Raw genomic sequence first — 26,015 nt, forward strand, 5'->3', positions numbered from 1 at the left:
TTGCGCTCGGGGCGGCCTGGAGCCTGCAATATGGCGGAATTACATGAGTCTTTATCGCAATTCAGAACGCGGAAGTAAACCATTGAAGTTGCAGGAAACTCATCATATCTCACGCTGGAGAGGCGCGATATCGGGCTGAGATATCCTATTTAACGGGGGGAAAATGCTGACGCCATCCTATCGCAAATGGCCTGAATCACTATGGTCAAACGTCACGCTGTCCCCCGTCTCAAGTCCAACCCTCCTTTCCCTCAACGAGGCGCTGGCGGCGCGGTTGGGATTTGATGCGACGTGGCTCGCCGCGCCGGAAGGTGTGGCGATGCTCGCAGGGTGCCATATGCCGGCGGACGTTATACCCGTTGCACAAGCCTATGCCGGGCATCAATTCGGGCAGTTTGTGCCCAGTCTGGGTGATGGGCGCGCCATGCTTCTCGGCACGGTTCAGGACCGTGAGGGAACGCCCTTCGACGTGCAATTGAAAGGCGCGGGCCGGACGGTTTTTTCCCGCAATGGCGATGGGCGCGCCGCAATCGGGCCGGTTTTGCGTGAATATCTCCTCAGCGAAGCCATGCACGCCATGGGCGTCAGCACGACGCGCGCCCTGGTCGCGGTCGCGACAGGGGAAGACGTTCTGCGGGACCGCGCCTTGCCGGGCGCCATTCTGACGCGGGTAAGCCGCTCTTTTTTACGGGTGGGGTCCTTTCAATTTGCGGCGTGCCGCGGCGATGTGCCCGCCCTCCGGGCCGTGGTGCTTTTTGCCGCAAAAAACCTTTATGCCGATCGGGTCATCGCCGCCAATGATGCAGAGCCTGACATTGACGCGTTGCGCGTCCCCTTATTCGACGCGGTCGCGGATGCGCATGCGGATCTCATCGCGCATTGGATGAGCCTTGGCTTTATTCATGGTGTCATGAACACCGATAATATGTCGATCGCGGGGGAGACAATCGATTACGGGCCGTGCGCCTTTTTGGACAGCTACGTGCCTGACAAAGTGTTCAGCGGGATCGATGTGAGGGGGCGTTATGCTTTCAACCGTCAGGCGGATGTCGCGCGCTGGAACCTGGCGCGTTTCGCTGAGACGCTGCTGTTTTCGGAGGATGATGCCGCTATCAAACCATTCCGCGATATCATTGACGATTTTCCGACGCGCTTCCAGCGTCGCTATCGCGGCCTTATGGCGCAAAAACTGGGGCTGCCCGGATGTGATGCGGAGGATGAGGCGATCATTGATGGCTGTCTGGCGATTCTGACGGAAGAAGCAATGGATTATACGTCGTTTTTCCTCACCTTGCCGGATCGGATCTCAAATTGCGGGGGTGAGATGTCCCTGCGCAATCCACATGCTTTCCAAAATTGGGCTGAGAAATGGGCAGCGCGTGTGGCACTTCAACCAGGTGGGGGCAGAAAAGCGGCGGAAATGATGTCACGGCGCAATCCCGCCGTGATCCCGCGAAATCATCAGGTTGAAAAAGTGATCATGGCAGCGGAGTGTGGTGATCTGCAGCCATTCCATCAGCTTCTTGACGCTGTGACTCATCCTTTTCAGCGGAACGCAGTTTTAGAGCAGCCGCCGACGAAGGAGGAAGAAGTCCACACCACATGGTGCGGCACCTGAAAACCGGAAGTGCCGGGCGATTTTACCGGTGTCAGAGCTCCGCGCCCGCGGGGGAATAGGCGAATGAGGCTTCCAGGAATTGCTCATCCTCTCCGGCAAGGCAAAGCTCCAGAAGCACGGGAAGTGTGTTGAAACTGCCCGTCTGAAGGTGAAAATGGGTCAGGCGTTCATCCTGGCATTTCACCCAGCACCAACTCTCTCCGCGCGCGCCTTCAATAAAGCTGACGGCTTCATGCGCGTCATAAATGACCGGCCGGGTGATGTCGATTTCTTGCGCGTCGTGACGATGGATCGCGGTCAGATAGGCGAGAGATTCCTTGATTTCGTAATATCGGTTCCAGAGCCGCGCATAAGCATCGCCTTTGAGATTCAGCGCATCCAGCATGACCGCAAATCGAGGATCATGTCGCATGAGACGAAGGTCCCCCTTATAACCGGAGGCCCGCCCATTCACGCCGCGCAGAAGATGGGTCTCCGCGCGATGACGCGGCATCGCGGCGCGGCGCGTCAACACCGTCTCCGCATGGGAAATGAGTTTGGCGAGCAGGGGGAGGCGCGCCGGGAGGGTGGAAATGATCGCCTCCGCCAATGCGGCCGCGTCGATTGCCGGTGACATGCCGCCCAGCGTGATGCAGCCCATCAAGTGATGCCCACCCGCATGTTCCATACAGGCTTGTTCGCATTTTCTTAAAATCAGCGCCGCATGTGTTTCCAGAAGATCCTGCCCGGTGAGGCGCGCCACGGTGATAATAGATTCAAAGTGGACGCGGAGACGCTCCACCTCCGCGAGGATCAGGCGAGCATCCCGGTCACGCGGTGAAATCTCAACCCCGTGACAGGCCTCCAGGGCCTGCGCCATCACCAGCGGTGCGCTGACGGTCTCACCTGATGCCAGTCTGCCGACCATCTGGAGCGCCTCTGTGATCGGTTTTTCCAGCAGACGCTTCTGCAGGCCCCGGTGAGACCTGCCAACCCTCAGGCCGGAATGGTATTTCCGGAGAAGGCCGGGCCGGGATGTGGGGGTAAAAAGGGGGTCACGTGTGCGTTGCGTGGTGGGGGCGGCCGCTGGCAATGCGCGGCGGGAAAGCGGCCAGACACTCAGCCACTTTTCATGGTCCAGAAGAGGCTCATCACTCAGCGCGTCGAGCGGCATCGCGCCCCAGAGTTCCAGCGCCACACGTTCTGCCAGGCTGGCGGCGCGCGTGGCGTGGGACAGGCCGAAATAGCGGTGATCAATGAGCGGCGTGCTGTAAAGCACGGGTGATTGTCGATCCCAGCAAAGGTGATAGGCATTGTCATCATCACACCAGAGGCCGATAAAATTTCCGGAAGGCGCCGCTGCCAGATCGCGCCATTGCTGTTCCGTCAGATGTCGTCGAAATGACCGCTCAGATGCGCGCTTCCCCCAGTTCGGCATCGTCATGGCCCGACCCCGTTCAGAAACAGGTTATGCGCGATAAAAACGGGGCTTGTCAGACCGAGTGCGAGCAGCAGCCAGAGATTGACGTGCGTCTGCCACGCAAGGGTGGAGGGCCAAGCCGGGCGCCGCATCACAAACTGGCCGAGAATAATGATCAGAAGCGTGGCGCCGAAAGCGATTGAAATCGTGTTCATCGCCCAGAAGAGGGCAAGAACCGCCGGGAGTAAGGGTGAAGGCGGCAGGACGGACTCCATCCAGCGATCCGCATGGGCGGAAGGATTGATGTTTTCAGCGAGGCAGAGTGCGAGAGTGAACACAATCATCGGCGCGCCGGAATGGGGCATGACGGCAGATAATGCGACGAAGCATCCGCAAAGATTGATCGTCGCGCAACCCTGAAGAAATAACCACGCGGCGGCGATAAGGCTGACGGCGATCACCACTTCCTGCACCACGATAATTTCATGAATTTTCAACAGGCCTGACACGGCGGTCAGGACAATGCTACAACGCAGCATTGTCACCAATGCGGACTCAGCGGACGTCTCGCGCGCAAGTCTGAACCCCGAAAGCAGCACCGTAAACCCGGCAGCCATCAGGACCTCATCGATACGCGCCGGGTGGTGCGTCTCCGGCCATGTCATGCTGGTGAGGGCGGTGCCTGTCAGCAACGTGATGCAGGCGCTGATCAAAATGTGACTCCACCCCAGCACAGGCCGCACATGTGCTGCATGGCGGAGCATGACAATGATCAGCGCGAAAGCCATGAATGTGACGCCGACGACATTTGAGAGCCTGTCCGTGGCCAGACAGGTCAGGCTGGCGACGCTGCTGATGAGAAAAAGCGGGGCCATCCGGCGCATACCGGCGTCATTGAGCAAAGTCAGGAGCGGGAGGAATGAAGCGGCACAAAAAAGAATGCGCGGGACAGGTGGAACCGGAAGAAGAAAGATCGCGCTCATCAAGGCGAGCGCAAAGCCGATCGCGGCAAATGCCAGGCCGAAGGAACGTTGTTTGCCACGCGGGATAAGCACCATAGTGATCGCCGCAAAGACCGGCCAGGCTTTTACGATAAAGAGGAGCGGCGCGTCAATCACGGTAACCCCCTTCCAAAGGCGGCCAAGAGACCTTCGGCAGTGAAAGACGCGCGATGATGAAAAGGCCGCACCAGACACTGGAAGCCACGTAGACGAAAGTGGCTTGAGCCGTCAGCGCGGAGAGAAGAAGCAGGCCGTTCATTGCGCAGAAAAGCCCGATGAATTGGGCCGCTGGCTGCTTCAAGATGATGCTGGCGATGCCGCTGATCATTATCATCAGCGCGACGCCCGTCGGCGTGAAAATCGGGCATTGCATGGCGAGGGGAAAGGCGAGGCCCACAGCACCGGCGCGCGCCAGGAAACGCCGCACCCCATCACGCCCCTCAGTTTCTGACGTAACATCCTGATACACGGCAGCGCGCAGGAAAATCGCCGTGACGATATTGAGCAGGAGGATGAGAATGCCGGTCATGACGCCGAGCTGACTTGTCCTGAAAATGACAGCAAGGCTGGCACTGAAAAAGGCGTTCAGGATCAGAACATGATACCCGCCACCGATCCCGAGAAGTGTGGCGGCAATCAGGAGGCTGAAGACCGGCATCATCGCAACATCCTCCCCGATAAAATCGTCAGCATCGCGACACAGATGAGTGCAATGCGCGGCCATAAACGGGGCTTATGATTCAAAATCCGCCAGATTGCCATGATCACGATAACCGCACAAACGCCTGCAAGAGGTCGCAGGATGAGCGCGGACATAGCTGTCATAAATCTGCCTTGTAAGAAGCTATAGGCTGACGGGTAAATCAGGTTTGACGCCAGGAGGCACCAGCCGAAGCAATTAAGGTCATGGCTGAATTTAAATATGGCGCGGTCCCGGCCCGGTTGTGCATGTAGCAGAAGGTCCTGCGTGTCAGGCGGCACGGGGCCGTCGATCATGGACATGATCAACACCCAGCCGAGGCAGAAAACGCTTCCGGCAAGAGGGGAGTAGAAGCCGTCTGCCTGGGCGCTCAGATGATCACCAGGATCAGTTGGGAATGGGAAACCGATCGCGATGATCAATCCCGTGATGGCAAGCAGAGGCAGGATCATAACGACGAAGCGCACAGATGAAAGAAATTGCGCCTCCGCCTGCTTGATGGGCGGCGCACCTGGCCCGCGCTGCGTCGCGACATACCAGGTCGGAAGAAGGGCCGCACATAAAAGCAGCCCCGCCGTCATCGGCACGCCAATCGCGGGAAAGGCATATTTAAGGGTGAAGAAAGGCAGAATGGCGATGGCCAGACTGTTTGAGAGGATGGCGAGAAGAGGCGGAAGGGAGATTTGACCCTGATGGCGCCAATTGCGGGCAATCTGATGCCATCGACATTCATCACCAAAAGGATGACGGCCCGCAAGGACCCGGCTCATGACGCGGAAGATATCGTAAAAAAATGGCGCGCTCAGCCAGCTGACACAAATCAGAGCACCGATCTGGACCGTGATCCAAACGCCTACGGCCATGAAAATGCCCCCCGGAAGCCGACGACCATGAGCCCCAATAAGACGAGAGAAAAGATGATTTTAACCAGATAATCGCCTTGTGCTACCCTTTTATTTATAAAATAGCCTGAATCTACTGCAATGGAACGAAAAAATTTATGGTACTGTAAAATAGATCGAAGTAAATTTTCATTCATCCTGAAATTAGGTCGGAAATCTCCTGTAAAACGCTCATTTTCAACTAATATTCGATCCTCACTACTAAGCTGGACATGGCGGATAATCTGACGCAACAGCAGGATCATAAAGAGGAAACCCGATATGATCGGCGTCCACCAGATAAACGTCCCACTGAATTCAAATCCGAAAAGGCGCGCCATGAAAGCGTGGTCACCCAACGGGCTGGCCGGGACGGATAATGCGTTCCCGACAAGTCCGAGACAGGCGCCGGGTATCAGAATGGCCGTCAGACAGATGGCGCGGGGAAAGAAATTTCCCTCCCCGGATCCGGTTGGCCTTGGCGGTGCCGTCAGAGGTAAAATGAAGAGGTGTGCCAAAGTGAATCCGAAAATCAATATTGGTAAAACCAGTAACAAAGCGGCCGCTGGCATTGTCATGGCATAAAGGCTGAAAGCCAGAGCACCGTAGGAAGCGGCGATAAACATCGGCAAAGGGGGAAGGGGTAGAGTCAGTAAAGAGGATGACAGCGCGCGTCGGGTTGACGTGGCGGGCAGGATGATCATCGCCATCAGGAAAGCGCGCGTCGCGTTAATCGCGACCCCGTCAAGGTGATCATGACGGGCCATCAGCGTCAGTCCCAGCATGAGAAGGGGCCATGTGCGGATGCCGTTACTTTGTCGGTCCGTTGCCAGAAAAATGGTGGCGGCGATGAAGATGAGAGACACCCAGGGCGCGGAGAGGGCTTCTGGCAGGAGGTGGACGCACAGGGCGAAGCCCATGACGGGCGCGGACGCAAAACCCACCAGCGCGGCCAGAGCCGCGCTGACGCTGAAAGCGGTCGGCAGGGCCGTTGTCAGGGGATGAGAGGCGATGAGGAGCGCCCCAATCACACAAAAGGTGCGCGGGGAGAAACGCCGCAATTTTTCTGTCGGCGCGGTGAGAAGGTAAGTGGCGCCCGCGAAAAAGACCATCTCCACCGGGTGCCGACTGAAAAGCGTCGCGAGTCCGGCGAGCTGACCGAGCCGCCCGGCGATCGCGCGTTCCTCCAGGGTCGACAATATCCAGAGCAGCATCCAGCTTGCGGGCATGATTGTCGTTCGGGTCTGAGGTTCGGCTTCAGTAACCAGAACGTAAATAAGAGTGAGGAAGAGCTGTAACGCCGAGACGATGATCGGCCCACGCCGCGTGAGGGTCGGCATGTGACTTGTTCTGACAACACCCAGAAGCGTGACGAGGAGGAGGGCACCACGCAGAATATCAGCGATACTTGTCACGATCGTCGTTGATACCTTTCGAGCTCAGCCAGCGTGTTCCACCTTACTGCATGAGATGAACACCGGATTCAACTTGGCCCGATGACGGGAGGGGCTTTCAGATCATCTCCAGAGACCGTTTCTGTTTCGGCGGTGCAAATACCGCGTCGAGCGCCGCCAATGATGCCGATGAGAGATGGATGTCGCTGGCGAGGACATTCTCCCGCATGTGCTCCGGCGAAGACGTGCGCGGGATCGCCACCAGATTTCCCTGCCGCAAAACCCAGGCGAGGGCGATCTGCGCTGTCGTGGCCGGCCCCGCCAGTGTCCGGTAATCCTGCGCGATGGTCTGGCATGTGGGATGTTGCAGGAGCGTGCCATCATGCCCAAGGGGGGAGCAGGCAACCGCCTTGATGCGATGGGCCTCAAGCTTTGACAGAAGCTCTAATTCCGTCCCGCGATTTCGAAGGTTGTAAAGAACCTGGTTACAGGCGCAATGCGGCGTCAGCGCCACGACTTCTTCCATATCCTCGACATCAAAATTTGAGACGCCCCAATGGCGGATCAGCCCGTCCGATTTGAGTTTCTCCATCGCTTCGATTGTTTCATGCAGCGGGATATGCCCGCGCCAGTGAAGCAGATAGAGATCGAGGTAATCCGTCTTCAGGCGCTCAAGGGAGGCGCGGCAGTGGCGTTGTGTCCCTTCAAACGTCGCATGGTTCGGCATGATTTTACTAACAAGAAACGCATCCTGGCGCCTCTCCGCCATGACGTCACCGATCAGCGTTTCGGACCGCCCATTGCCGTAGATCTCGGCGGTGTCGATCATCGTCAGACCCGCATCCAGCCCCTCATGAAGGCAGGTGATCTCCTCCTTATAAGTCACTCTGGAGTCACCGAGGGACCACGTGCCCATACCGAGCGGCGCAACGCGCGCGCCGTCGCGTGTTTTCATCTCGTCTTCTCCACCGCATTAATGGCCGGCGCGTGCGTCGACGGAGTCGAGAGTGGGGAAAAGGCGGGCCGGTGGAGGCCGGGGCGGGGCGAGCGCGCTAATCATGTCTGGCCCGTGCTTTGGCGGCTTTGGCAGGCGCCGCTTTTGCCGGACTGCGCGGTCGGGGCGCAGGTTTCGGGGCTTTGCGGGTCGCTTTGGATGACGATTTGGCGGTTGCCTTGACCGATGTTTTCGCGGCGGGTCTCGCTGTGCTCTTCTTTGGGGCACTCGCTGTTTTAGCCGGGGCTTTCACAGCTTTTTTGGGCGCGGCTTTCACCGGGGATCTGGTTGCAGACGCCGCTTTTTTCTTCGCGGCGACTTTCACGGCCGGGTTTTCTTTCTTTACCGGATTTTCGGCCGTTTTTGACGTGGCTTCAGGGGCCTTCTTCGGCTTGGCGGCGGCCTTGCGGGGCTTTTTCGGCTCCGTCATCCAAGGTGGGAAGATATAGACGCGCCGTTGATTCATCGCGCTGCGGGATGCTGCGGCCCGCGTATAGACGCGCCGTCTCGCCCGCATGACAGCGCCGAGCGGCTGGTGTTCAATCAGCCCATGCCAGGGGGCGAAAGAGAGTGCGTCATCAATGGCGCGGGATAATTCCTCCGACCAGCCTTCCTGAGGAGGCACAGTGAGTGTCGCCACAATCAGATAGGGATTATTCTCCTCCGGCCAGACGACCGACGCATCTTCAATGGGATTCATTTCCTCATCCCGACGCAATTGCGCGCGCAGCGTCCAGCTCCCGCCCTCCTGCCGCATAACATCCGCGACGGCGTTTCTCAACGCATCCGGGTCGGAATCAACGTTCAGCATTTTTTTGGAGAGGGCCTGAAAGTTTTCAGACTCAGGGAATATACCCAGTTTCGCGACATAACGGCCGAACCTGATCGGCGCCTGCGTGAAAAAACACTCGCCCAAAGGGTGAGTCGGCACGTGGCCACCCAGGACGTCAAGCGGGGTGACAGGGTGGCCAAACCGGGTCGCGACCTTCTGGATCGGTCGGAAGACGCGTGACATCGTCGTCTTCATCCATAACATGCGCTCTGTCGTCAGGGCGAGCAGCCTGAGGGAATGAAGAAATTTTTTGGGCGAAGGGGCGGAGAAGGCGCGCCCCGTCGCGAAGAGAAAATCCTGCACCTGATGATTTTTTGCCTCAGGCAAAAGCTTGCCTTTTACACCCGCAATCTTGACGGCAAATCCGCGCGGGACCGACACGGTGTCAGGCAGCGGGTCACCAGGAATTGTGGAAAGCCTTATCGTCGCCTCGTAGGAACCCGGTTTGGTGAACAGGCCTTGCGCCAGTTCCCGCGGGAGATCATCATGGACGGTCAGGATGCCGCGCAGCAATCCAATGCTTTTGACATGGACGCCGCGACCCGCACGGGCGCGCTTTCTGAATACAAGTTTCTCAATCTTGACGATGGTGGATAACAGGCCGTCCTGTATTTTTTCCTCATCATCTGACTTGTGTTCAAGCCCGGGATCGAACGGGATGGCATTGCGCACACTTTTGCTCCTGGTGATGAATGACCGCAGGGAAAACAGTTGACAAAGTCACTCGTTGCATTTTGCCATTAACATTGTGACGTATGAGGCACGGTTTTCTGCGGGTTTCGGTTAAATGCGGCGCGGCGAAATTAATTTCTGCGACTTTATCGCAACAATCCGAATGGCAATCCTGCTGAAAGATAAAAGGCCCGGGAAATTTTTCCTTAACCTCTCTTGCTGAAGTTTTGAAACTGTATAACGTTAGCTCTCCTGCACGTGCGTGTCCGAGGGGCGGGACCGCATATTGACCGTCAAACACTGGCGAGAAACATGAATTTCACGAAAATATGCCGGATCAAACCGGGCCCTGATTTCCCTCAAATTCTGTTGCGCAGCCTGATCGGCGTTGCGGCCATGTGCGGTTTCGAGGATGTCGCCCGTGCCGCCGCCCCGTCAGAATGTCCGGCACCGCGCGCCGAGATGATGAAGGGAAACGTTAAATCGGCGGCCAGCGCACCATGCGGCAACGCTTCCTGCCCCGCCGCCCCGTCAAACGGGGATTCGGGATGGGTTTGCGGGGGGCATGAGCATATTAAAGTTAAAGCGCGGACAGATGCGCTTGCCCGGCAATCGGAAATCGGGGGTCGCCTCGGGCTGAGTCTTCAACATAATCCGGCGACAATCGACGTCGTCAGTCATGATCTGATGGCGTCGCGCGGCTATATGAAATCGACTGACGCCGCGGCGGCGGCCCCGGGCGTGACATGGGGCGGTGCGCCGGGCAACCCCAGCCAATTTGTGGTGCGCGGGTTTCTATCCAATCAGATCAACGTTCTGCGTGACGGCATTTATCTCGGTCCGTCGACGATGGTGACGCGTCCGTTCAACAGCTTTAATCTCGACTCCATGCAGGTCATGCAGGGACCGGCTTCCATGCTTTATGGTCAGGGCTCGGTAGGCGGCACGATTGATATGGTGACGCGCAAGCCCGATCTGACGAAGCGGAAAATCAATCTTGAAGCGGGCTATGGCAGTTTCAATTCGGTCAATGCCGGGATCGACGTTTCAACGCCCATCGCAAAAAACCTGGCGGCGCGCATCGATTTCAGCCGGACATCGTCGGATGGATATGTGGAAGGCGCAACGCCGCATAGTAATGACCTGACCGCCTCGATTTTATGGGCACCCTCGGAAAAATTCCGGGCGCGGCTGGGCGTGGATTACCTTCCGGATAAGCTCTCGACTTATTATGGCGCGCCGCTTGTGCCGCTCTCCGTCACGGGCCAACGCGTTGGGGGGTTACTGCATAGCGCCAATGGATTGGGCGTTACGCGCGGCATGTTGTGGAAGAATTATAATATTCGCAACCCGGTCGCGAACGCCGTCAGCGCCATGCCGACCCTGCATATGACATGGCAGCCCAACCGCGCCCTCGAATTCCATAATAAGGCCTATTTTTATTACGCAAAACGGCGCTGGGAAAATGCGGAAAATTACAATTATGTCGCTGCAAATGGCATAACCGACGGTGCGGGGCAGCCAATCGCGCCAGGGCGGATCGCGCGTGATCGGTTTTATGTTTATCAAAGTCAGCATCAAGTCGGCGATACGCTGAACCTGACTTATAAAAACCACATTTTTTCCCGCCCTAATCGCTTTGTTCTGGGTGGCGACGCTTATTATCTGCGCTTCATCCGCAATGCGGGGGCGTCGCCAACGCCTTATATGGACAGTGTCGGTATTGATCAGACAAATGCCGGTGCTTTCGGCCCGTTTCCGGGGCAGTTTCCTTATTCAAAATCGCCAGCGACCCTCACCGACGCCGCTATTTTCATGGAAGATGTCTGGACGGTTCTCCCCAAACTCCGCATCGTCGTCGGTGCCCGCTATGATTGGCTGACGGTGAACCGGCAGAATTACCGCCAATCCGGCGCTTTCGACCCGATCTCAAGTTTCAGCCGCACCTTCAATCCATTTAATTATCGCGCTGGTCTCGTTTACGACCTCACGGACCGCATCAGCCTTTACGGCGTTTATGCGACGGGTGAAGACCCGCCCAATGGCAATATTCTGCGCGCCAATCGTAATAATTTCACCGCTTTATCTCACAGTCGCCAAGGGGAAATCGGTGTGAAAGCCGTTTCATTTCATGGCCATCTTGAGACGACACTCGCATTTTACGACATTATGCGCACGAACATCCTCGTGGCGACCGGACAGAACAGTATCGCCAATGCGGGTGAGCAGACCTCACGCGGCATTGAGTGGGCCGGGCATTTGCGTCTTGACCGGCATTGGCGCTTTGATGCCAATCTCGCTTACACAGATGCGCATTATGGCGCGGGCTTCCAGCCATCGCCGGGCGTCAACGCGACCTTTAAGCAAGTGCCGAACGTCCCTGGCATGACGGCTAACCTTTGGGGTGTCTGGTCTCACCCGAGAGATCTGCCGATCGAATTCGGGGCTGGCATGCAATATGTCTCCGCCCGAAAAGGGAATTACACGAACACGCTAACCCTCAATAATTATGCGCTCGTCAACATTTATGCAGCGTGGGATGTTCATAAAAACATCCGCCTTTACGGCCGTATCGATAATCTTGGCGATAAACGTTTTGTGCAATGGGCGGATACGAGTTACCCGTCAGAAGTCATTATCGGCACGCCAAGGGCTTTTTCCTTCAATATGCAGGCACAATTTTGACATCGCCATTCATCAGAATTGAGGTCACGCAGGATGGTCAATCGCGAACCATCCTGCAGCCTTTCATGACGGAGGTGGCGGAAGGCGCGCATATCGGGGTGATCGGTCCGAACGGTGCGGGCAAAACGACGTTTCTCCGCGCTCTCTCCGGGCTGGATCGCAGCCCGCACATCTCGGTCGCGATTGACGGTCAGAAACTATCGGACATGCCCCGCCAGCAAATCGCGCGGCTGATGGCCTTCCTGCCGCAGAGTGATGAGGCCGATGGGACATTTCGGGCCAGGGATTACATTTCCCTCGCGCGACTGGCCGTGCCGGGTTGGCATGAGGGCCTGATGCAGGCAGCCGCCGCCACGTGTGGCATCATCAACCTGCTGGATCGTCAGCTGGGCGCGTTGTCAGGCGGGGAACGTCAGAAAATCATGCTGGCGCGGTGCCTCGCGCAGCAACCCCGCATTCTTCTACTGGATGAGCCGACGAACCATCTGGATGTCGCGTCGCGAATAAAAATCCTCCATTTGCTCGGGGACCTGCCCATTACCGTCATCTGCGTGCTACATGATCTCACCCTGGTGCCGGAATTCGCATCACAAATAATGCTTTTTGATAAGGGCGCTCTCATTGCAAATGCGCGTCCTGACGCCGTTTTTCAGTCTGATGATTTCAGGGCGGCGTTGCGCTTGTCCGCCACGGAAATCGATGTGGATGGTCGGAGGCGGGGCTATATCTTCGCGCCGCACCCATGAGAGGCTGGCGCGCCGCCTTCTTCCCCCTGTTCCTCTTCCTGATGATGCGGGAGGCGGAGACGGCGCCTTCTCAATACCCTCTCACCATTTCCAATTGCGGCGCGGAGATTCTCATTCCGCGAAAGCCACATTGTGCAATTTTCCACGATGTGAATATTGCGGAGATGGGTTTCGCCCTGCACCTCCAGAATGAGATGTGCGGGGTGACCGGTATTTCCGGCTGGAATAAAGAGACGCCTTCTTTCCGCAAACTGCGTGGAAACGTGCCTGAGCGCGCACCGCGTTATCCAAGCCTGGAGACGCTCATCGCATCCCATGCGGATCTCTTCGTGGCGGGGTGGAATTACGGCATGAATCCAGGCGGTGACGTGACGCCGGAGAGATTGGCGCGCTATCACGTCCCCGCCATCATTCTGTCGGAAAGCTGTCTGCGGCAATGGCATCATCCGCATTTTCCCGTCACATTAGATGCTTTGCTTTACAACGACCTGCTGCGTCTGGGCCGCATCTTTGACAGGCAGGATGTAGCGCAATCTCTGGTCGCTTCCATGAAAGCCCGCGTTGCGGCGGTCCGGGCACGCATCGCTGGGCAACGCGCCGTGCCTGTTTTCCTCTATGATTCGGGCACGGACGCTCCTTTGACGGCGGGGCGCTACGCATTGGCCTCGCGAATAATCACCCTCGCGGGCGGGCGCAATATTGCCGACGATCTCCCCACAAATTGGGGGCGCACAAGCTGGGAACGGGTGGCGATGCGACAGCCGGAAGCATTGATATTTGTCGATTACGGGCAAGGCGTCTCCCAGAAGGCGCATTGGGTGCGCCATCAGCGGCTTTTGCAACAGAGCCCCGCCGTGAGACATCACCATTATATTGCCCTGCCATATGACGCGCTCACGCCTGGGCCGGCCAATATTGATGCGATCGAAGCACTCGCGCGGTTTCTGCATCCGGACCAGAAAATGTGAGGCGCCTTCTGTTTTTCACCCTCATCGGGACAAGTGCCTGCGCGTTGGCACTTGCCAGCATCAGCCTCGGCCCGGTGCATTTCAGCCCGCACGCGCTTTACGCGGCGTTGATTGCAGGGCCTTTCTCACAGGATGTGACGGCGCAAATCATCTGGACATTGCGTTTTCCCCGTCTGGTTTTGGCGATCGCGGCGGGAATCGTCATGGCGCGGGCGGGGATGGCTTTACAGATCGTCACCCGAAACGGACTTGCCGACCCTTATTTATTCGGGTTGTCTTCCGGGGCATCGGCGGGCGCCATCGCCATGATCGTGTTTTTCGGTGATCAATTCGGCGTCATGACCGCTTTTACCGGGGCGATCGTCGGTGGCGGCCTGGCAACATTTTTCCTCATGACCCTGCTTTTTTCCCAACTCAATCATCGCCCCTTCGCCGCTCCAGGTCGCCTCATATTGGCTGGTGTGGCGATTTCCTTCCTCTTCACAACATGCGCGGACCTTCTGGTTTATGCGGGGGACCGGAATACGGCGCAATCGATCCTGTTCTGGACAATGGGGAGTTTTTCGGCAGCGGATTGGCGGACACTTCCCTTTGCCTTGTGCGCCATCGCCATCCTGTCTCTCTTCCTGAAAATCAAAGCCCTGCCCCTTGAGGCGCTGAAAGCGGGGGATGACGTGGCGCGTAGTCTCGGGGTGAGTACGTCACGTTTACGCGTGCAGACGATCCTCCTTTGCGCCCTCTCATGCGGCGCGGTGGTGGCCATAACCGGGCCGATCCCTTTTATCGGTTTGATCGTCCCGCATCTCGTGCGTGGGATGGGGCGCATGACGATCACTGAGATGACGCCCCTTGTCGGTTTGATGGGGGCGGGCCTGGCGGTCGCGTCAGACGTGACGGGTCGCGTTGTGCTTCCCGATCAGGAACTCCCGGTCGGGGTGGTCATCTCCGCGATCGGAAGTGTCTTTCTGGGATGGATGGTTGCGCGAGGGCGTATTTGAGGCGGTCAGGCTATCATGTCTCATCATAATGTGATTCGTGAGATTTTCGTTCGGACAAAATGCGAGAAGCGACACACCGACTCGCGTTTTGAACGCGTTGGTGCGAGTCGCGAGGTAAAATTCCCGTGTTCGGCAGCGCAAAGTGTTATTTGTGTATGTCAGATAAAAATCATTATTCGATTGTAGATGACATCTGTATAGGTCAGGGACCGATAAATATGACGTTTATCTCGAAAATCGACGCGACAGCATGATTGGAATAAATTCTCACTCGATTTATATAAATGTAGGTTCGATTTCATCATGAATATTGGAGGGCGAGAGTAAATTGATCGAGATGGTCCTCGATCATGGAAACTGGATCATTTAAATACAAAATTTGGGACTGGTCTATCTTCTTCGCCAAAATGCCAATGTAATCGCGCACAATGAATTTATAAAATATTTTTATATTCGGCTATCCGGGATCGGAAATTTGCCTATCTTCGGAAGGAGGCCGAGAAGATGGGGAAAAACTCACAAATTCCCGCATTAAATACTGTCGAATAAAACAGATGATGCTGCTGGGAATAGGGTCATATCGGCAATTTTGTTACTAAGAATTGCAAAAATCTCAATAAGTTGTAAATTCCGCGCATGAATTCAGAATTTGTTAAGGAAAATCACATGCGGTCACTTCCAGAGCGATTCTCGGTTGTCGGGAAAAAAGCATTGGTCACGGGCGCATCGAGAGGTTTGGGCCAGACGATCAGCGACGTGTTGAGCGCGGCGGGTGCCGATATCGTGGCGGTAGGCCGGGATGTGGCCGCCCTCGAAGAAACGCGCAAAATCGTTGAGAATAACGGCCGCAAATGCATGACAATTGCCGCTGACCTGCGCGCCGTGGATGCGGGCGAGAAGGTTGTGGCCCAGGTCACCGCAGAATGGGGCGCGATCGATATTCTCGTCAATAATGCGGGTATCTGCATCTCCGGCTCTCTTCTCGATTTCCCGGTTGATGACTGGGATGCGAGCTTCAACGTCAATCTTCGCGCTGCATTTCTGTTCGCACGGGCCGTTGCGCCGGGGATGATCGCGCAGAAAAGCGGTAAGATCATCAATCTCAGCTCCCAGATCAGCAATTTCGCTATGCCGGATCACAGTGCCTATGGTGCCTCCAAAGCGGCGCTGAATGCATTGACAAAATCAATGACGGCGGAATGGGGTGCACATAATATCCAGGCGAATGCCGCGTGCCCGACAGCCGTCTGGACATCAATGGGTGCGGAAGTCTGGAGTGATGAAGCCGCACTGAAGAAATTCCTCGGCAACATGCCGGCCGGACGCGTTGCACAACCCCTCGAAGTGGCCGATGTGGTGCTCTTCCTGGCGTCGGCAGCGTCCGATATGGTCAATGGTCAGGATGTTTTCGTCGATGGCGGTTACACCGCGCTGTAAGTTCGACGCTTCAACATCATTCTATTCGTCATCATGGTGCTTTTCCCGTGATGCGACGCAGCTTTCCCGCCAATAAGGCGGGAAACTGCCCCAGTTAAATCTGGACTGAACAACTTAAAACAGAATGTTTTCAGGACGGCCGGCGCCGATTGCGCGGCTGGCCGTGAAAAGCTGCGACCGTTTTTAGGGTCGCCCCTGCGCACCGAAAAGCGTCACATATATTTTGTGATTCCTCGGCTTTAAAATGTTTTAATTTTGGCTTAATCAATATGAAGAGACTCGTTTAACGAGTCGTCAAAGGGTTTTTATACCCAGGAGAATAAATATGGCACAGTCACTCAAGGATAAAATTGCCGCCGTGACAGGCGGTGCTTCCGGAATTGGACTGGAATGCGTCCGCCACTTGCTGGATAACGGCGCTGAAGTTTACATCATTGATTTTGACGCCAAGGCGGCGGAAGCACGCGCGGCGGAACTGGGTGACAAGGCCCACGCCTTGATCGCCGATCTCACGAAATATGAGGACATTGAAAAAGCTGTCCATACGATCGTGAAAAATCATGGTCGTATTGATATTTTTCACGCCAATGCCGGCTCATACGTTGCAGATATGCCGTGGGAAGGTGACACGAAACGTTGGGATCGCATGCTTGATCTCAATATCAACGCCGCCTTCCGCTGCGTGCGCGCTGTCGCACCGCAGATGATGGAACAGAAGAGCGGTGACATCGTCATCACAAGCTCCATCTCCGGCATGGTGCCGATGGTGTCGGAGCCCGTCTATACTGCGTCCAAACACGCGGTTCAGGCTTTCGTGCATACAGCGCGCCGGAAACTGGCCGCGTATGATGTGCGTGTTTCCGCCATCCAACCCGGCCCGGTCGTGACGCCGCTTCTCAAAGACTGGGATCAGGAGCGTGTCAAAGCCAACCTTGATTCAGGCGGCATCATGCAACCGGTTGAGGTCGCGGAGGCGCTCATTTTCATGCTGACGCGCCGGAAGGGCGTTATTGTGCGGGATCTCGTGGTTCTGCCGCAGAATTTCGACGTCTAAAATCCTTTTGCTGTTTAAGCGAGGTGCGAAGGGCGCGTTCTGGACGCGCCCTTTTTGCTGTGCAAACATCATGGCCACGTCAGGGAGGGGCCATGTATATCGGGATCGATGCGGGTACATCCGGCATAAAATTGCTTCTTCTTGATCATGACCAGAGAGTCATCGCGTCCCGCACTGAAAAACTTGAGGCACAGTCACCCCATCGCGGTTGGTCGGAGCAGGATCCTGAAGCCTGGTGGCAGGCACTGTGCCGCATTCTGGATGATCTGAAGCGTGAACGGCCGGAAGATCTGAAAAAAGTGCGCGGGCTCGGGCTGTCCGGCCAACAGCACGGCGCCGTCCTGCTGGATGCTTCAAACCAGGTTCTCCGACCCTGCATTTTGTGGAATGACACGCGCGCGCAGGCGGAATGTGAGATTTTTGAGGAGCGCTTTCCCGAAGCGCGTCTCGTGACCGGAAACCGCGCGGCTGCCGGTTTCACCGCGCCGAAGCTGATCTGGGTAAGAAACCACGAGCCGGATGTTTTTCGGCAGGTCCGCAAGGTTCTGCTCCCGAAAGCCTGGTTGCGCTTCAAACTTTGTGGGGAAATGTTCGAGGATCTCTCAGATGCATCCGGCACGCTTTGGCTGGATGTGCGGCATCGCAAATGGTCTCCCGAAGCGCTGGCGGCATGTGGGCTCAGCCTGGATGCCATGCCGCGACTGGTCGAGGGAAGCGACCCGACCTGCTGCCTGAAGACGTCTCTCGTCACACGCTGGGGCATGCGCGACGCCGTCATGCTCGCGGGCGGCGCGGGCGATAATGCGGCGGCCGCAATCGGGCTTGGAGCGATTCAGAACGGGGACAGCTTCATCTCACTCGGCACGTCCGGCGTGATATGGCGCACGACGCGGGACTTCCGGCCCGAGACCAGCAGGGGGCTGCACGCTTTCTGCCATGCGATTCCAGACCGATGGCACCAGATGGGCGTGACCTTATCCGCTGCGTCATCGTTGCGATGGTGGGCCGAAGTGACCGGCTTATCGGAGGCGCAATTACTTGACGAGGTACCACGCCGGATCACACGTCCCGCGCGGCCGATCTTTCTTCCTTATCTGTCAGGAGAGAGGACGCCACATAGTGATGACCTCATTCGGGGCAGCTTTCTCGGGGTTGATCGCGCCGTCAAACGCGCGGAGATGACGCAGTCCGTGCTTGAGGGGGTCGCGTTCTCGTTACGTGATGCGGCGTGCGGTCTCGGCATTGAAAAAGGCGAGGTGACCCGCGCCATGGTGGTGGGCGGAGGCTCTAAAAGTCACATATGGGTTTCCATCATCGCTTCCGTCATGAATATGACGTTATCATGCCTGAAAGACGGTGATTATGGTGGTGCCTTCGGGGCCGCGCGCCTGGCGCGGCTTGCTGTGGGAGATGGTGGGATAACCGACATTTGCACGAAGCCGGACGTCGCGCATCAATATGTCTCGGACCCCGCATTGCGGCAGCTTTATGATGAGAAATTTGCGCTTTACCAGCAATCCTACCCTTTGCTCCGCAAATGGGCGGAGATGGAGCATCATCTGACGAAGTGAGGCGGAGGCGTTTCGTAAGTGGACGGTCCCGCCCTATGTTTTCTGCCGCGTGTCCGCCTGTTTTTTCCACCCATCCTCCGTCTGCTGCCAGTAGGAAAGGGAAAGATCCTGCGCGGCCCAGCCCCGCCATTTTTCCCTTGCCCAACTCACGGCGATTTCATCAGCGCCGTCGAAAACAATGAAAGCTCTCTCAAACGTCGTGGCATCATCTGTCTCGACGCCGGCCATGAGGAAAAGAAAGCGCGCGCCGTTGGGCACGTCATGATCAAGTGTCAACCAGATGGGCTGACGCTCCCCTTGGCCCTGGGCTTTACTGCCATGTGGCAGCCACGGGGAATCATCCAATTTCCAAAGCGCCGCATTGAGGGATTGGAGCTGCGCCGCATCCCGACATCGGATGACGGCGCGCTGGCCCGCACTCAGACTGCGTGCCAGAAGCTGCCCCAACGCCTGGTCAAGGCGGGATCGGCTTAAATGGTAAAAGCCGATCTCAGCCGTCATATGAGATTTTCACCCGACTCATGAAGGAAAATGAGCTGGTCCAGCAACCGCACACCGAAACCGGAAGCACCTTTCGGGCAGGTTGGTGCGGCGTCATTGCGCGCGGCGACACCGGCAATGTCGATATGGGCCCATGGCGTGTCACCCACGAAACGCGCTAAGAACTGCGCCGCGGTGATGGAGCCGCCTGCGCGACTGCCGATATTCTTCATATCCGCGATGGGGGAGTCGATTTCGCGGTCATAAGCGGGGCCCATCGGCATTGGCCAAACCGCATCGCCGGAGGTCTCGCCTGCCGCAACCAGTCGCGTTTTGAGCGTTTCATTATTGCTGAAGACCCCGGCATATTCATGCCCCAGACTTATCACGATGGCACCTGTGAGTGTCGCCAGATCAATCATAAGCTGAGGACGGTAAATATTGCGTGTGTAGGCAAGCACATCGGCGAGGACGAGTCGCCCTTCAGCATCGGTATTGAGAACTTCAATTGTTTTGCCGGCATAACTGGTGACGATATCGCCCGGACGCTGCGCGTTGCCGGAAAGCATGTTTTCCACTAATCCGACGACACCCACGACATTGGCACGCGCATGGCGGCGCGCCAGAGCCTCGATCGTGCCGACCACAGCGGCGGCACCGCCCATATCCGTCTTCATCTCCTCCATTCCGTTTGCCGGTTTGATGGAGATCCCGCCTGAATCAAAAGTGACGCCTTTGCCGATCAAGGCAATCGGTGCATCACTCTGATTGTCGGAATGGGTGTATTGCATGATGGCGACGTGAGCTTCCTTGTCACTACCCTGCGCCACGCCCAGAAGCGCGCCAAACCCGAGTTCCCGGAGGGTCGACGCCGTCAGGATCGTCACGGAGACGCCAATATCGCGCAGCGTTTCAATGCGTTTGGCGAACTCCGGCGGATGCAGGATATTGCCCGGCTCATTCACCAGGTCGCGCGTCCGGAAAACGCCGAGCGCAATACTTTGAAGCCGCGCCCATTGTTTTGTTGTCGCGTCAATATCTTCGACAAACAGGTCAAGCTTGCGCAGCGACGCGGCCAGTTCCGCATCATGCTTGTAACGCGAGAACCGGTATTGCCCCAGAGTGGCGCCGTAAGCCGCATGGGCGGCGAATGTCTCGGCACGTCCGACATAAGCCATGCTGACGGACTCCGCCTTTTTGCACAGGGAGACGGCGAGGGCGGCCGCGTTCTCGATACGGTTGGGGGTGAGGTTCGCCTCTTCACCATATCCGACAAGAACAATCTGGGCGATTTCAGGACAGGGCGCGATGAGCGTACAAGATTGATCGCGCTCGCCTTTAAATTTTGTGATTTCCGCAGCGCGACGCAGGGCACCGTTGGTTCGATGATCAAGCATTTCGCATATTCCGGAAGATAGATCGTCATCCTGAGGGATCAGGATGGCAAAATAACGTCCGGTTTGCGTGCCATGCTCAGCTTCAAAAATTGTTGCTGCGGCTTTAACTTGAATTTCCAACATTTCGCGCTTTCCAAGTTAGATTTATTTCGTATCAATATCGACTGACTCCCGTTTTAAGGCAAGCCAGCACAGACTCGACGGGCGCGAGGCGGCAAAAATATAAACAACAAAAATAGTGAAATTAATTTCCAGCGCAGGCATACTCCATTTTCTTGAGGCGACAAGAATAAAGGTTTTAGGGGTTTGACTGAATTCCATTACGCATATGCATTCTCAGGATTGCTGGTCGGATTTCTGGTTGGGATGACGGGCGTGGGTGGGGGGTCCCTCATGACGCCGATCCTCATCCTGTTTTTCCGTATTCATCCTCAGGCGGCTGTCGGCACTGACCTCCTTTTTGCGACGATGACAAAATCTGTCGGCACCCTTGTGCATGGGAGTCAAAGGACGGTCGACTGGTCCATTGTGAGATTGCTTGCGACGGGCAGTATCCCGGCGACACTCATCACTTTGGCCATATTGCACGGCGTCGGGGCCCCGTCCGACGGTGTCGCGCATTTCATGACCCACGCCATTGGCGTGGCCCTGCTGATCACGGCGCCGAGCGTGCTTTTTCGACGTGAAATACAGCGTTGGGCTCAAAATCGCGGACGTCAGTTGGAAGATCGGCACGTCACCTTACTGACGGTCCTGCTTGGGGTGGCGCTGGGCGCTCTTGTCACGATATCGTCCGTCGGCGCGGGCGCGATCGGCCTCGCTGCCATGATCATGCTCTATCCTAAACGGGATTTCGCAAGGCTGGTCGGCGCCGACATCGCCCATGCCGTGCCACTGACCCTCGTGGCAGGTCTGGGACATTGGTGGTTCGGCGCGGTTAACCTGTCACTGCTCGCCTCCCTGCTTGCCGGGTCAATCCCGGGCGTCATGTTGGGAAGCCTGTCGATCGATGTGATGCCCGCGAGATTTCAGCAGGCTGTTTTGGGCGTCGTGCTTTTCGCCATCGGTTTCAAGCTCGTGACGGCATAAAGGGTTCAAGCCCAATCGCTGCCGTCAACCTGACTTACCGGAAGTTCAATCCGGGAAATGAAATGCTTTTCATGGCATTGGCGAAAACCACGTCTCGATGACCGCAATCATGGCGGGGTGAGGGTGTTATTTCCGCCGCACCCTGCCGGTCTCTGAGAATGAATCCCATAATAATGGCGAGATCGTGTAGATCGAAAGGATGGGGTATATCCGCTGAGGATGTTGCGACAATCCATTTCCCTTGCAGGGAAAATGCTGGCGGTGAACCCGGTGCTTGAGAAAAACGGCTGATTTCCCGAGAAACCTCTGTGACGAAATCATGCGGTGGTGGCGATAACGGCCCGATGGTTGGGTTAAACAACGTCCATTCCTGCACGATATTCTGGATTATCTCTTTGTACACTTTGCCCACATCCTCCATTCATCAAATCGCGCAATGTCCGGCATCTGCAGGTCAGCGCCGTGCCACGCGAGGGGGGGTGACGTGATGCACCGACGGAAATAATTTCCCGGCACCATGACCGGCAACGCTGCAACGCCTTCGCGCGTCTCGCAGGCTCACTCTTTCCTCCACCCCGGAAATCTCATGCGCGTTGATCGGCGTCGCCCTTGAGACATTTCGTCACGCAATTCCCCTAAAAAATTAAGATGTCCGAACCCATTATTAAATTAATATTTACATTTGTATCTTAATTCTGCAACCCCGTGTCGCGTTCTTGAGCTGAGGCGCGACCTGTCGCCTGGTCATAGAGGTGGCCTGACCAATCCGCGATAAGTGGGCCTTCGTCATCCGGTTGTTTAGAGGATGGACAGTCTATGGCAGAAACGGTTAAACAAGGCGGTTGGATCGTCGCGTCAAGCAATCATTAACGCTTCGATTTCGACAGTTAAATGCGCGGCGTTCACAAAACCTTGAAATCGAGTTGTCGTGATCTCTCATCCATCGAAGGAATGGGCTTGAAGCGAACCAGTCTCCGTCCGCGACATCGTCAATCGGGCAGATATATTCGGTATTTCAGGACTGCGGAATTTGACGATACGTAACGCCCTCATTATAGGATAATTTCTTTCCCGGCGCGACAAAATGGGCCTGATTAAAGGCGCGCGAAGGGCCGCCCTGCGCGACTTGTCTTGCCTCTCCTCTTGACGCGCATGGTTAAGTACCGGCAATTTAGCGGACTTTACAGTCGCAGATTTTCTTCCAGACCGACAAGAAGGCTTCCCCTTCCAAATGGGTATGCGCAAGCCGGTCGAGGGTCATTGGCGGGAGATCTGTTTCAAGATGACATTTTGCCAGTCGAAATTGACTCGCCGACGGGGGGCCGCTGGGACGCGGTACATTGAATGACGGATAACAGCCAGCAGGACCGGGAGCCGGCGAAGAACGACCAGGATGACAAGCCGGACGAGGGGAAGGACAAAAAAAAGAAAGGCCTCAGCCCTCTGACGAAAAAGCTCCTGATCGCGGGCGTTATTCTTATTGCCGTGGTCTGGCTTTTCTACTGGTTTCTTACCCGGAACCATATTGAGACCGACGATGCCTATACGCAGGGGCGCAAAATCAGCATTGCGCCACACGTAAACGGCTACGTGACCGATCTGCGCGTTAATGACAATCAGTTTGTCAGGCAGGGCCAGGTTCTGCTCACGATCGATGACCGGGATTACCGTGCGTCCCTTGATAAGGCGACGGCCTCACTCTCGCAGGCCAGAGCCAACCTGTCCGGCGCTGAAAATCAGTTGATCGTCGCGTCCAAGAAGTTTCCCGGGCAGTTCACCGCGGCGCAGGGTGCGCTTGCCGCCGCGAAAGCCGACCTCTTCAAGGCTGAGACGGATTTTAAACGCCAGCAACGCGTCTCCCGCGCGGCGACGACGCAGCAGAATGTTGATTACGCCAAAGCAGCGCTGGAGCAGGCGCGTGCGCGTGTCATCCAGGCTGAAGGTCAGCTTGAGCAGGCGCGACCCGTCCAGCCGAGCATCAAAAATCAGGAAGATATCTTTGCGCAGCAACGCGCCTCCCTGAAAGTTGCTGAGGCCAATCTGAAGCTTGCAGAACTTAATATGGAGTGGACGCAGGTCAGGGCCCCACACGATGGCTGGATCTCGCAGCGTAATGTTGAGCAGGGCGATTTTGTCCAGACAGGGCAGAAACTCTTCTCAATCGTCGCGCCTGAAGTCTGGGTTGTGGCCAATTACAAAGAAACGCAGATCACGAAAATGAAGCCGGGCCAGGAGGCGGAGATCAGCGTCGATGCCTATCCATCCCTGCATCTCAAGGGGCATGTCGATTCAATCCAGCTCGGCGCGGGCGCTGCTTTCAGTGCTTTCCCGCCTGAGAATGCGACGGGTAACTTTGTGAAGATCGTGCAGCGTGTGCCAGTCAAGATCCTGATCGATAAAGGTCTTGACCCTGATCATCCCCTCCCACTCGGCGTGTCCGTCATCCCCACCGTTTACGTGAAGTGAGCGCGGTGAGATGACCGACGCTTCGGCCAGCGACGAGGAAAATTGGCGCCCCAAATATAATCCGTGGCTGATCGCGGTCGTGGTGACGCTGGGCGCCTTCATGGAGGTTCTCGACACCACTATCATCAATGTGGCGCTGCCGCATATTTCCGGTGCGCTCGGCAGTTCATATGATGATGCGACGTGGGCGCTAACCTCCTACCTTGTCGCGAATGGCGTGGTGCTGACAATCTCCGCATGGTTCAGCAAAGTCTTCGGGCGCAAACGTTACTTCCTGATCTGTATCCTGATGTTCACCGTGTCGTCATTCCTGTGTGGATTGTCAGACAGCCTGCCTGTGCTCATCATTTTCCGCCTGATGCAGGGATTTTTTGGTGGCGGGTTGCAGCCCATACAGCAATCGATCATCCTCGACACATTTCCACCTGAAAAACGCGGCGCTGCATTCGGGCTAACGGCCATTGCCATTGTCGTAGCCCCCATTCTCGGCCCGCTCCTGGGCGGTTACCTCGTCGATAATTTCTCCTGGCGCTGGATTTTTTACGTCAATGTGCCATTCGGCATTCTGACGCTGATCGGCGTTTACGCGCTTGTAGAAGATCCACCCTGGGTCAAGCCGGAGCGGGAGCGTATCGACGTGATCGGGATGACACTGATCACGCTCGGCCTCGGCTGCCTGGAAGTCATGGCGGATCGTGGTGAGGATGATGACTGGTTCCATTCCCGCTTTATCGTGACGATGGCCGTGATCGGTCTCCTCTGCGTCATCGCTTCCATCATCTGGCTTCTCACCGCAAAAAACCCGCTTCTAAATCTCGATATCTTCAAAGACCGCAATTTTGCCGTGGGCACGTTTCTGATCGCGATGGTGGGGGGGCTGCTTTACGCTGCGGCCATTATTGTCCCACAATTTGCGCAACAGATACTCGGTTACACCGCGACCCTTTCAGGCCAGGTGCTGGCGCCAGGGGGTGTGGCGGTCATCATTCTGATCCCGATTGTCGGGAAGCTGATGGGAAAATTCCAGACGCGCAACATCATCGCGCTCGGCTTCTTCCTGATGGGGTGCTCCCTTTTTTACTCGGCGCAGCTTCAGCCCACGACGAGTTATAATTTTCTCGTTCTCTGCCGTGTTTTTCAGACGGCGGCGCTGGCTTTTCTGTTCGTGCCGATTTCCACCATCGCTTATTCGACATTGCCGCGACATCTTAATGCCGATGCGTCCGCTATGTTCAGCATGGCGCGCAATTACATCGGCTCGCTCGCGATTTCATTCGCCACGGCTTTTGTGATTGAGACCCAGCAAAAGCGCCAAAGTCTGATCGTCCATGACATGACACCTTATCATCAGGCGTTTCAGAATTATCTCGCTGTCGTGAAACGCGCCGCAATGGAAGTGGGCATGTCTGCAAGTCAGGCATCTTCCTACGCGACGCATCAATTATATGAGACATTCCGACAGCAGGTTTCGATGCTTGCCTATAACCAGGTCTTTATGGAGATCGGCATCTTGGCGTTCTGCGTCGTGCCGTTCTGCTTCCTGTTTTCGCCAACTGCGGAAAAAAGCAGCGGCGAGGGAGGCATGCATTGAGATCCGCCCCTCATCTGTTTTTATCGCAAATGCCATTTATGA

21 protein-coding genes are annotated in these 26,015 nt (G+C 56.5%); 11 read left to right on the top strand and 10 right to left on the bottom strand.

Annotation, left to right across the window (positions count from 1 at the left end; all coding sequences use genetic code 11):
• The first annotated feature begins 163 nt into the window (after window positions 1-163).
• Complete coding sequence (locus tag N5W20_RS08860; RefSeq protein WP_319806778.1) at window positions 164-1,618, top strand: protein adenylyltransferase SelO; 1,455 nt, start codon at window positions 164-166, stop codon at window positions 1,616-1,618.
• Window positions 1,619-1,649: 31 nt separating this feature from the next.
• Here N5W20_RS08860 and N5W20_RS08865 read toward each other — a convergent pair whose 3' ends face one another.
• The 7 genes from N5W20_RS08865 to N5W20_RS08895 form a co-directional block, all read right to left on the bottom strand.
• A complete protein-coding gene (locus tag N5W20_RS08865) occupies window positions 1,650-3,041 on the bottom strand; it encodes an NADH-quinone oxidoreductase subunit D-related protein (RefSeq protein ID WP_319806779.1) in 1,392 nt (463 codons plus the stop codon).
• Entirely contained in the window at window positions 3,038-4,135 is a 1,098-nt protein-coding gene (locus N5W20_RS08870; RefSeq protein ID WP_319806780.1) for a hypothetical protein, read from the bottom strand. Before N5W20_RS08870 ends, N5W20_RS08865 begins: the two co-directional genes overlap by 4 nt.
• Window positions 4,128-4,679 (bottom strand): hypothetical protein, encoded by a 552-nt coding sequence (locus N5W20_RS08875; protein ID WP_319806781.1) that lies wholly within the window; start codon window positions 4,677-4,679, stop codon window positions 4,128-4,130. Before N5W20_RS08875 ends, N5W20_RS08870 begins: the two co-directional genes overlap by 8 nt.
• The gene (locus N5W20_RS08880; protein WP_319806782.1) at window positions 4,676-5,581 is read right to left on the bottom strand and encodes a hypothetical protein; all 906 of its coding nucleotides are present in this window, start codon (window positions 5,579-5,581) and stop codon (window positions 4,676-4,678) included. The genes N5W20_RS08875 and N5W20_RS08880 overlap by 4 nt, the downstream gene beginning before the upstream one ends.
• Window positions 5,572-7,014 (bottom strand): hypothetical protein, encoded by a 1,443-nt coding sequence (locus N5W20_RS08885; protein WP_319806783.1) that lies wholly within the window; start codon window positions 7,012-7,014, stop codon window positions 5,572-5,574. Before N5W20_RS08885 ends, N5W20_RS08880 begins: the two co-directional genes overlap by 10 nt.
• Before the next feature lie 97 nt (window positions 7,015-7,111).
• Window positions 7,112-7,948 (bottom strand): aldo/keto reductase, encoded by an 837-nt coding sequence (locus N5W20_RS08890; protein ID WP_319806784.1) that lies wholly within the window; start codon window positions 7,946-7,948, stop codon window positions 7,112-7,114.
• Window positions 7,949-8,045: 97 nt separating this feature from the next.
• A complete protein-coding gene (locus N5W20_RS08895) occupies window positions 8,046-9,491 on the bottom strand; it encodes a catalase family protein (RefSeq protein WP_319806785.1) in 1,446 nt (481 codons plus the stop codon).
• 312 nt (window positions 9,492-9,803) lie between these two features.
• On the opposite strand from N5W20_RS08895, the gene N5W20_RS08900 reads away from it, so the two are divergent.
• The 7 genes from N5W20_RS08900 to xylB all read left to right on the top strand — a co-directional run bounded on the left by N5W20_RS08900 (window position 9,804) and on the right by xylB (window position 18,950).
• On the top strand, window positions 9,804-12,176 hold the full coding sequence (locus N5W20_RS08900) for a TonB-dependent receptor (RefSeq protein ID WP_319806786.1): 2,373 nt from the start codon (window positions 9,804-9,806) through the stop codon (window positions 12,174-12,176).
• Window positions 12,173-12,922 (top strand): ABC transporter ATP-binding protein, encoded by a 750-nt coding sequence (locus N5W20_RS08905; protein ID WP_319806787.1) that lies wholly within the window; start codon window positions 12,173-12,175, stop codon window positions 12,920-12,922. Before N5W20_RS08900 ends, N5W20_RS08905 begins: the two co-directional genes overlap by 4 nt.
• Window positions 12,919-13,890: an ABC transporter substrate-binding protein gene (locus N5W20_RS08910; RefSeq protein WP_319806788.1), complete on the top strand. Its 972-nt coding sequence runs from the start codon at window positions 12,919-12,921 to the stop codon at window positions 13,888-13,890. The genes N5W20_RS08905 and N5W20_RS08910 overlap by 4 nt, the downstream gene beginning before the upstream one ends.
• The gene (locus tag N5W20_RS08915) at window positions 13,887-14,888 is read left to right on the top strand and encodes a FecCD family ABC transporter permease (RefSeq protein ID WP_319806789.1); all 1,002 of its coding nucleotides are present in this window, start codon (window positions 13,887-13,889) and stop codon (window positions 14,886-14,888) included. The genes N5W20_RS08910 and N5W20_RS08915 overlap by 4 nt, the downstream gene beginning before the upstream one ends.
• Before the next feature lie 666 nt (window positions 14,889-15,554).
• Window positions 15,555-16,325: an SDR family NAD(P)-dependent oxidoreductase gene (locus tag N5W20_RS08920; protein ID WP_319806790.1), complete on the top strand. Its 771-nt coding sequence runs from the start codon at window positions 15,555-15,557 to the stop codon at window positions 16,323-16,325.
• Window positions 16,326-16,650: 325 nt separating this feature from the next.
• Complete coding sequence (locus tag N5W20_RS08925) at window positions 16,651-17,379, top strand: SDR family oxidoreductase (RefSeq protein WP_319806791.1); 729 nt, start codon at window positions 16,651-16,653, stop codon at window positions 17,377-17,379.
• A gap of 92 nt (window positions 17,380-17,471) precedes the next feature.
• Window positions 17,472-18,950 (top strand): xylulokinase, encoded by a 1,479-nt coding sequence (xylB, locus tag N5W20_RS08930; protein WP_319806792.1) that lies wholly within the window; start codon window positions 17,472-17,474, stop codon window positions 18,948-18,950.
• 33 nt (window positions 18,951-18,983) lie between these two features.
• Here the strand turns inward: xylB and N5W20_RS08935 are convergent, their stop codons facing one another.
• Entirely contained in the window at window positions 18,984-19,451 is a 468-nt protein-coding gene (locus N5W20_RS08935) for a DNA polymerase III subunit chi (RefSeq protein ID WP_319806793.1), read from the bottom strand.
• Window positions 19,448-20,950, bottom strand: coding sequence for a leucyl aminopeptidase (locus tag N5W20_RS08940; protein WP_319806794.1), 1,503 nt, complete (start codon window positions 20,948-20,950; stop codon window positions 19,448-19,450). The genes N5W20_RS08935 and N5W20_RS08940 overlap by 4 nt, the downstream gene beginning before the upstream one ends.
• A gap of 183 nt (window positions 20,951-21,133) precedes the next feature.
• Here N5W20_RS08940 and N5W20_RS08945 point away from each other — a divergent pair, with 183 nt between their 5' ends.
• Window positions 21,134-21,916, top strand: a complete 783-nt coding sequence (locus N5W20_RS08945; RefSeq protein ID WP_408869400.1) for a sulfite exporter TauE/SafE family protein — start codon at window positions 21,134-21,136, stop codon at window positions 21,914-21,916.
• A 34-nt stretch (window positions 21,917-21,950) separates the two neighbouring features.
• Here the strand turns inward: N5W20_RS08945 and N5W20_RS08950 are convergent, their stop codons facing one another.
• Complete coding sequence (locus tag N5W20_RS08950; RefSeq protein WP_319806795.1) at window positions 21,951-22,319, bottom strand: hypothetical protein; 369 nt, start codon at window positions 22,317-22,319, stop codon at window positions 21,951-21,953.
• A gap of 941 nt (window positions 22,320-23,260) precedes the next feature.
• On the opposite strand from N5W20_RS08950, the gene N5W20_RS08955 reads away from it, so the two are divergent.
• Both N5W20_RS08955 and N5W20_RS08960 read left to right on the top strand, forming a co-directional pair.
• Window positions 23,261-24,382, top strand: a complete 1,122-nt coding sequence (locus tag N5W20_RS08955; RefSeq protein WP_319806796.1) for an HlyD family secretion protein — start codon at window positions 23,261-23,263, stop codon at window positions 24,380-24,382.
• A 10-nt stretch (window positions 24,383-24,392) separates the two neighbouring features.
• Window positions 24,393-25,973 (top strand): DHA2 family efflux MFS transporter permease subunit, encoded by a 1,581-nt coding sequence (locus N5W20_RS08960; RefSeq protein WP_319806797.1) that lies wholly within the window; start codon window positions 24,393-24,395, stop codon window positions 25,971-25,973.
• The last annotated feature ends 42 nt before the right edge of the window (window positions 25,974-26,015 follow it).

The sequence above is a fragment of the Candidatus Kirkpatrickella diaphorinae genome (genome assembly GCF_025736875.1).
Lineage (GTDB): Bacteria > Pseudomonadota > Alphaproteobacteria > Acetobacterales > Acetobacteraceae > Sorlinia > Sorlinia diaphorinae.

Excerpts from the sequence above, each read along its gene's own strand:
- N5W20_RS08860 (WP_319806778.1), top strand. The coding sequence starts at position 164 with ATGCTGACGCCATCCTATCGCAAATGGCCTGAATCACTATGGTCAAAC.
- N5W20_RS08865 (WP_319806779.1), bottom strand. The coding sequence starts at position 3,041 with ATGACGATGCCGAACTGGGGGAAGCGCGCATCTGAGCGGTCATTTCGA.
- N5W20_RS08875 (WP_319806781.1), bottom strand. The coding sequence starts at position 4,679 with ATGATGCCGGTCTTCAGCCTCCTGATTGCCGCCACACTTCTCGGGATC.
- N5W20_RS08880 (WP_319806782.1), bottom strand. The coding sequence starts at position 5,581 with ATGGCCGTAGGCGTTTGGATCACGGTCCAGATCGGTGCTCTGATTTGT.
- N5W20_RS08890 (WP_319806784.1), bottom strand. The coding sequence starts at position 7,948 with ATGAAAACACGCGACGGCGCGCGCGTTGCGCCGCTCGGTATGGGCACG.
- N5W20_RS08900 (WP_319806786.1), top strand. The coding sequence starts at position 9,804 with ATGAATTTCACGAAAATATGCCGGATCAAACCGGGCCCTGATTTCCCT.
- N5W20_RS08910 (WP_319806788.1), top strand. The coding sequence starts at position 12,919 with ATGAGAGGCTGGCGCGCCGCCTTCTTCCCCCTGTTCCTCTTCCTGATG.
- N5W20_RS08920 (WP_319806790.1), top strand. The coding sequence starts at position 15,555 with ATGCGGTCACTTCCAGAGCGATTCTCGGTTGTCGGGAAAAAAGCATTG.
- N5W20_RS08925 (WP_319806791.1), top strand. The coding sequence starts at position 16,651 with ATGGCACAGTCACTCAAGGATAAAATTGCCGCCGTGACAGGCGGTGCT.
- xylB (WP_319806792.1), top strand. The coding sequence starts at position 17,472 with ATGTATATCGGGATCGATGCGGGTACATCCGGCATAAAATTGCTTCTT.
- N5W20_RS08935 (WP_319806793.1), bottom strand. The coding sequence starts at position 19,451 with ATGACGGCTGAGATCGGCTTTTACCATTTAAGCCGATCCCGCCTTGAC.
- N5W20_RS08940 (WP_319806794.1), bottom strand. The coding sequence starts at position 20,950 with ATGTTGGAAATTCAAGTTAAAGCCGCAGCAACAATTTTTGAAGCTGAG.
- N5W20_RS08955 (WP_319806796.1), top strand. The coding sequence starts at position 23,261 with ATGACGGATAACAGCCAGCAGGACCGGGAGCCGGCGAAGAACGACCAG.
- N5W20_RS08960 (WP_319806797.1), top strand. The coding sequence starts at position 24,393 with ATGACCGACGCTTCGGCCAGCGACGAGGAAAATTGGCGCCCCAAATAT.